This window comes from Aetokthonos hydrillicola CCALA 1050 (assembly GCF_017591665.1).
Classification (GTDB): Bacteria; Cyanobacteriota; Cyanobacteriia; order Cyanobacteriales; family Nostocaceae; genus Aetokthonos; species Aetokthonos hydrillicola.
Genome location: NZ_JAAKGC010000198.1, coordinates 1 through 5,375, shown reverse-complemented (window position 1 = coordinate 5,375; position 5,375 = coordinate 1). Strand labels below are relative to the sequence as shown.

The following is a 5,375-nucleotide window of genomic DNA, read 5'->3' as shown; positions in this document are numbered from 1 at the left end:
ATAAACAGTTAACAGTTATCAGTTAACAGTTATCAGTCAAGGATCATGTGTTTATCTTTGGTGAAACACCACACCCAATAGATTAGTGATAACTGTTTACTGTTCACTGGCAACCTCTGCTCCCTCTAAAAAATACTTATGAATATTTTGCTCCCAATTAGCGCCATCGAAAGGTACAACCTCAAATTTTGCTAGTATATCACCATCCAGACAGCGGACATTCACATCAATACAATCAGGGTGACTACGAGGAATATAAAAAGAGTGAATTCCACAAATGCTACAAAATTTATGCTGAGCAACTCCTGTATTGAATCTGTAAGTTGTCAATACATCTTCTCCTTGGAGCAAATTAAATTTGTCTTGTGGCACTATTAAGTGTAAAAATCCTTTTTTTCTACAGATAGAACAATTGCAATCATCTGCTTTGTGCCTGTCAACCTCTACCCGAAAGCGCACTGCACCACAGTGACATCCACCTTCATAAGTGACAGGTTCGTTGATATTTGACATCTTGTTATTTGCTCGGCAAAATGGAGTTGTAGTTGTTTGTCATATTACAACATATTTTTTTAACCTTAATTCATAACACTTCTAACTCCTGACTCCTGACTCCTGACTCCTGAATTCTTTCCTCAAAACAGCAGGCACAGATGCTACTATGTTGTAGTTACTGCTTTGATCCCCAAGCTGTTGATGAACACACTATTGGATGAAGCGCTTTCTGTTGAAATTGCCGATCGCATCAAGAGCAAAGCTAAAACCCCATTTGATAATGCTTACAAAGCTGCACTGGCAATTAAGGGAGCAACTTACGTACAGGGATTTTTAGCTTTTGCTGGCAGACCATACAAACCCCTTGAACACAGTTGGATTGAAATAGGCGATCGCATTGTAGATCCAACTTTACCTTACCTCAACCAAAATGCTCAAGACCTGTGGTACTTTCCAGCACAACACCTAAGTATCAAGCAACTTAAAGCAATCCTAGAAGAATCTAAGGAGGATTATCCAGAAGATGATCCCCTTCCAGTTTACGGCGACCCGCCTTATGAGTACTATGGCAATGTAATGTTAGGTGGGAAAAATTACTTAGACGCTTATCAAGCTGCTGAAGATAAGTGCAAAGAGTTAAATCAACAAAACGCTGATAGGAACTGAAATTTTGAGATAAATTTTAGGTGTAAAGGTATGACTCCCAACGAATTCAAGGAATTGATCGAAAAAGAGCAAGAATGCCCTGAGTCGTTGCCAAGAGTACTGCAAGCCCTATGGTACGACAAAAAAGGCAATTGGAATACAGCCCATGAAATAGTCCAAAATGCCAGTGACGCTGATAGTGCTTGGATTCATGCCTATTTACACCGAAAAGAAGGGGATTTAAGCAATGCCGATTACTGGTACCATCGTAGCGGTCAATCAGAGTTTAAAGGTACGCTTGATCAGGAATGGGAACAAATAGCCTCTGTTTTGTTAGTTAAGGATTCTAACTAATTGAATCTTTATTAACATTTACTCACATTAGCTCATTGATGCTAATATGAGATGATGCCATATATACCACTTAGAAAAGCGGTCGAGTTTCTAGGATTGCACCCCAACACTTTGAGAAAATATGCAGATGAAGGGAAAATCAAAAGCATCAAAAACGCGGCAGGGCAAAGGCTCTACGACGTTGAATCCTACACACGTGGCGATTCAGCTAGAGTCACCACTATTTGTTACTGCCGAGTTAGTTCCTCAAAGCAGCGAGACGATCTTAATAGACAAGTCGCCTACATGCAATCCCTCTACCCGCAAGCAGAAATTATCCGAGACATTGGGTCAGGTATCAACTTTAAGCGAAAAGGTTTGCAGTCCTTACTGGACAAGCTTATGCGCGGAGATAAGTTCACGCTTATTGTTGCCTGTCGTGACCGACTCGCTCTGTTTGGATTCGAGCTTATACAGTACTTGGTCGAGCAAAACGGTGGACAAATCGTGGTTCTCGACAAGACTGTATACTGCCCAGAATCAGAACTCACGCAAGATTTACTCTCAATCCTTCACGTCTTTTCTTGTCGAATGCACGGACTTAGAAAGTACTCCAAGAAGATCAAGGAAGATTTATCTAAAACCGACACCACAGCAGAAAACAAGGATTAACAGATGGTTTGGCGTTTCCAGATTTGTGTACAACAAGACCATCAAATTATTGCAGGATGGTACTGTTAAAGCGAATTGGCAAGCAATTAAAACAGGTATCCTGAATGATTTACCTGATTGGTGCGACGAAGTACCTTATCAGATTAAGTCAATAGCAATTAAAGACGCCTGTAAAGCTGTAAGCAACGCTAAATTAAAATACAAAAATGGTGGAGGTATTAGTAAATGTAGGTTTAGATCTAGAAAGAATCCTATTCAATCCTGCTATATTCCTAAATCAGCAGTTAAAGACAAGGGAATTTACCACACAATCTTAGGTGAAATGCTTTATAAAGAAGCATTACCAAAAAGCTGTGGTGATTGTCGACTAGTATTCGCTTATGGTGATTATTATTTGACAGTTCCAGAGGAAAGTCCACAACTCAAAGTCGATAACCAAGGCAGAGTTGTGGCTTTAGATCCAGGTATCAGAACATTTTTGACATTTTTTTCTGAAAATTATTTTGGTTGGCTAGGCGACACTGCTAACATCCGAATCCAAAAACTTTGCTTCAAGTTGGATGGAATAATTAGCAAGATATCTAAAGCCAAAAGTAACCGGAAAAGAAAACTTAAAGCCGCTGCATCCCGTCTACGAGGCAAAATTAAAAACCTTGTGGATGAATTGCACAAAAAAACAGCACACTTTTTGGTAAATAACTTTGATGTGATTCTGCTTCCAACTTTTCAAACAAGCCAGATGGCTAAGAAAGCTAAACGGAGGATTAAATCAAAGTCAGTACGCCAGATGTTAACTCTATCTCACTACAGGTTTAAACAGTTTATCAAACACAAGGCATTTGAATATAACAAAGTAGTGATTGATGTTAATGAGGCATACACATCAAAAACTGTTAGCTGGACAGGTGAAGTTGTCAAAAATCTTGGTGGAGCTAAAATCATTAAATCTCAATCCACAGCTCAGGTAATGGATAGAGATCTTAATGGTGCGCGAGGGATTTTCCTTCGTGCATTGGTTGATACGCCTTGGTTAGTGGAGAATTTGGTTCGCCAAGTAGGAAGCTAGCTTATGTATTTGTTAATGTATGTTAGCGAAAAAGTATCGGTAAACCCAGAATGGACGCTGAGGAACTGAAAAAACGTTATATGGCAGGAGAGAGAGATTTTTCTGCCGTAAATTTAAGCAAAGCAAAACTGATAGGAGCTAACTTGGTGGGAGTCAATTTATTTGCAGCTGACTTAACCGAGGCTAATTTAGCACAAGCAAAATTGTGGGGAGCCAACTTGGGAGGTGCTAACTTAGCCAAGGCAAATCTAACGCGAGCTAACCTTAGCGGTGTAAACCTCACGCGAGCTAATCTTAGAGGAGCCAAGCTTAACAATGTCAAGCTGTATGGAGCTGATCTAAGTGAAGCTTGCTACGATGAGAGCACTCGTTTTTCTAGAGGGTTCGATCCTGTTAGTAGAAAAATGCAAAAGCTTTAAGCTCTGCGTGAGTAGAGTTAGCACCTAAACTTCTAGGAATCAGCTCTTTTTGACTTCCTTCGCCATGTTGAGGAAGTAATCATCTGTCCTAGAGTTAGGACGACGACGAGTTGTTGTGGAACCGTTAGAAGCTGTCGATTCTTGAGTCTGAGATGATTTCGTACTTTTTGGTTCATTGGATTCTAGAAAATATTCAGACTTAGAAAATCCTGATAGCCTACCCAATAACCCAAAAAAACCAGCAAATAAGCCAAAAACATTCTTAAACAAGACAGAAAAGAAAGCTTCTATGCGAATGAACAAGTTACGAAGAGTTTGATTTAAACGAAACATGGTAGTGCTTCTGACAACAGTCTATTCCTATTTTGACACTTCTAGCCGTCCCCGAATAAAGAATGACTTAATTCTCCTCTTATGATGCTAACTGCTTGTCCACCTAAATACACCCGAGAACCTCCGTCGTAGCGAACTTTTAGGACACCACCTCGTTTTGAAGCTTGGTATGCTAAGAACTGATCTTTTTTTTGGCGCTCGCGCCAGAAAGGAGCAAGACAGCAGTGAGCCGCTCCAGTCACAGGATCTTCATTAATTCCAACCCCTGGGGCGAAGAAACGAGAAATGAAATCGTACTCTGAGCCTTTATGGGTTGAGCTGGTTACTATTACATTAGCAATCGGTAAAGATTTTAATAGCTCGAAATTTGGCTGTATTTCTCGCACCACGTCTTCCGACTCCACCTCTACTAGGTAAGCCAGGGAATTTTTCATCACACATTTCATAGGAACTCCCAAAACTTCACCAAGTTCTTGAGGTGCACTTATGACTTGGGAATGATTCACTGGAAAATCGAGTTCAATCCACTCACCCTGCTTTTGGGCAATTAGTACACCACTTTTGGTGTGGAAGTGAATAGGCTCATTTGGTGCTATATATCCTTCAGACCAAAGGACATGAGCACTAGCTAGGGTTGCATGACCACACAATGGCACTTCTATTATCGGTGTGAACCAACGTAAATTAAAGCCATCTTCCTGTCTGACAATAAATGCAGTCTCGGATAAATTTATCTCTTGCGCTAATTTTTGCATCCAATCTTCAGATTGAGGAGTAGGTAGAATACACACAGCAGCAGGATTTCCTTGGAAAGGTTTGCTAGTAAAAGCATCTACCGTTAGAGACTTGCAGTTGGTTAACAAAGCTTGTATACTGCCTTTTAAATCTTTATTCCAACCCATAATCATAACTTAATAGGTGGTTATTTTTGAAAGTGAACCACGATTTTTGTTACAAAATGTTATATTATGGAGTCTCTTATACAAGTTTCGCATTCAACAATAGCGCATGCGAAGAGCGTTGAAGTTGAATGATCGAAGCAGTTTTAAGATAAATTAAGAAAACGAAAACCTGCTACAGCAGTATTCTTAAACCTGATATTACTCTCTACATTATGAATTTCTCATCAGCGCGTCACTTTTTTTTCCAAGAGATCCAGCAGCCTGATGAGTGTATTGATTTGGCAAAGGCAGCTTTGTACATTGCCCAGGAAGAATATCCCGAACTTGATCCAGAGGAATACCTCAATGCCCTTGATACAATGGCGGGAGGAGCTGAAGAACGGCTGCCTTTTCCACGTTATCCTCTACGCGGTATTCAGGCTATTAATCCGTATCTCTATGATGATTTAGGGTTTGCTGGCCATCGTAAAGGATTCTACGATCCTCGCAACAGTTTTTTCAATGAAGATT

General features: G+C 40.2%; 9 protein-coding genes. 6 read left to right on the top strand and 3 right to left on the bottom strand.

Annotation, left to right across the window (positions count from 1 at the left end):
- Window positions 1–96 precede the first annotated feature (96 nt).
- Window positions 97–513 (bottom strand): GFA family protein, encoded by a 417-nt coding sequence (locus G4P69_RS35350; protein ID WP_208341927.1) that lies wholly within the window; start codon window positions 511–513, stop codon window positions 97–99.
- A 183-nt stretch (window positions 514–696) separates the two neighbouring features.
- On the opposite strand from G4P69_RS35350, the gene G4P69_RS35345 reads away from it, so the two are divergent.
- Genes G4P69_RS35345 through G4P69_RS35325 form a run of 5 tightly spaced genes read left to right on the top strand, consistent with a single transcriptional unit; the run spans window position 697 to window position 3,630 of the window.
- Entirely contained in the window at window positions 697–1,161 is a 465-nt protein-coding gene (locus G4P69_RS35345) for a hypothetical protein (protein WP_208341925.1), read from the top strand.
- Between the two features lie 30 nt (window positions 1,162–1,191).
- Window positions 1,192–1,494 carry a hypothetical protein gene (locus G4P69_RS35340; protein WP_208341923.1) on the top strand — a complete coding sequence of 101 codons (303 nt, stop codon included), beginning with the start codon at window positions 1,192–1,194 and terminating at the stop codon, window positions 1,492–1,494.
- 51 nt (window positions 1,495–1,545) lie between these two features.
- A complete protein-coding gene (locus G4P69_RS35335) occupies window positions 1,546–2,145 on the top strand; it encodes an IS607 family transposase (RefSeq protein ID WP_243903146.1) in 600 nt (199 codons plus the stop codon).
- The gene (locus tag G4P69_RS35330; RefSeq protein WP_310834208.1) at window positions 2,030–3,211 is read left to right on the top strand and encodes an RNA-guided endonuclease InsQ/TnpB family protein; all 1,182 of its coding nucleotides are present in this window, start codon (window positions 2,030–2,032) and stop codon (window positions 3,209–3,211) included. Before G4P69_RS35335 ends, G4P69_RS35330 begins: the two co-directional genes overlap by 116 nt.
- Window positions 3,212–3,261: 50 nt before the next feature.
- Complete coding sequence (locus tag G4P69_RS35325; protein WP_208341921.1) at window positions 3,262–3,630, top strand: pentapeptide repeat-containing protein; 369 nt, start codon at window positions 3,262–3,264, stop codon at window positions 3,628–3,630.
- A 39-nt stretch (window positions 3,631–3,669) separates the two neighbouring features.
- Here G4P69_RS35325 and G4P69_RS35320 read toward each other — a convergent pair whose 3' ends face one another.
- Together G4P69_RS35320 and G4P69_RS35315 are read right to left on the bottom strand one after the other, a co-directional pair.
- A complete protein-coding gene (locus G4P69_RS35320) occupies window positions 3,670–3,963 on the bottom strand; it encodes a threonine dehydratase (RefSeq protein WP_208341919.1) in 294 nt (97 codons plus the stop codon).
- Between the two features lie 41 nt (window positions 3,964–4,004).
- Complete coding sequence (locus G4P69_RS35315) at window positions 4,005–4,865, bottom strand: PhzF family phenazine biosynthesis protein (RefSeq protein WP_208341917.1); 861 nt, start codon at window positions 4,863–4,865, stop codon at window positions 4,005–4,007.
- A gap of 212 nt (window positions 4,866–5,077) precedes the next feature.
- Here G4P69_RS35315 and G4P69_RS35310 point away from each other — a divergent pair.
- Window positions 5,078–5,375: transglutaminase family protein (locus tag G4P69_RS35310; protein WP_279606325.1), on the top strand; the 298-nt coding region annotated here is incomplete at its 3' end.

Excerpts from the sequence above, each read along its gene's own strand:
- G4P69_RS35340 (WP_208341923.1), top strand. The coding sequence starts at position 1,192 with ATGACTCCCAACGAATTCAAGGAATTGATCGAAAAAGAGCAAGAATGC.
- G4P69_RS35325 (WP_208341921.1), top strand. The coding sequence starts at position 3,262 with ATGGACGCTGAGGAACTGAAAAAACGTTATATGGCAGGAGAGAGAGAT.
- G4P69_RS35345 (WP_208341925.1), top strand. The coding sequence starts at position 697 with ATGAACACACTATTGGATGAAGCGCTTTCTGTTGAAATTGCCGATCGC.
- G4P69_RS35320 (WP_208341919.1), bottom strand. The coding sequence starts at position 3,963 with ATGTTTCGTTTAAATCAAACTCTTCGTAACTTGTTCATTCGCATAGAA.
- G4P69_RS35335 (WP_243903146.1), top strand. The coding sequence starts at position 1,546 with ATGATGCCATATATACCACTTAGAAAAGCGGTCGAGTTTCTAGGATTG.
- G4P69_RS35315 (WP_208341917.1), bottom strand. The coding sequence starts at position 4,865 with ATGGGTTGGAATAAAGATTTAAAAGGCAGTATACAAGCTTTGTTAACC.
- G4P69_RS35350 (WP_208341927.1), bottom strand. The coding sequence starts at position 513 with ATGTCAAATATCAACGAACCTGTCACTTATGAAGGTGGATGTCACTGT.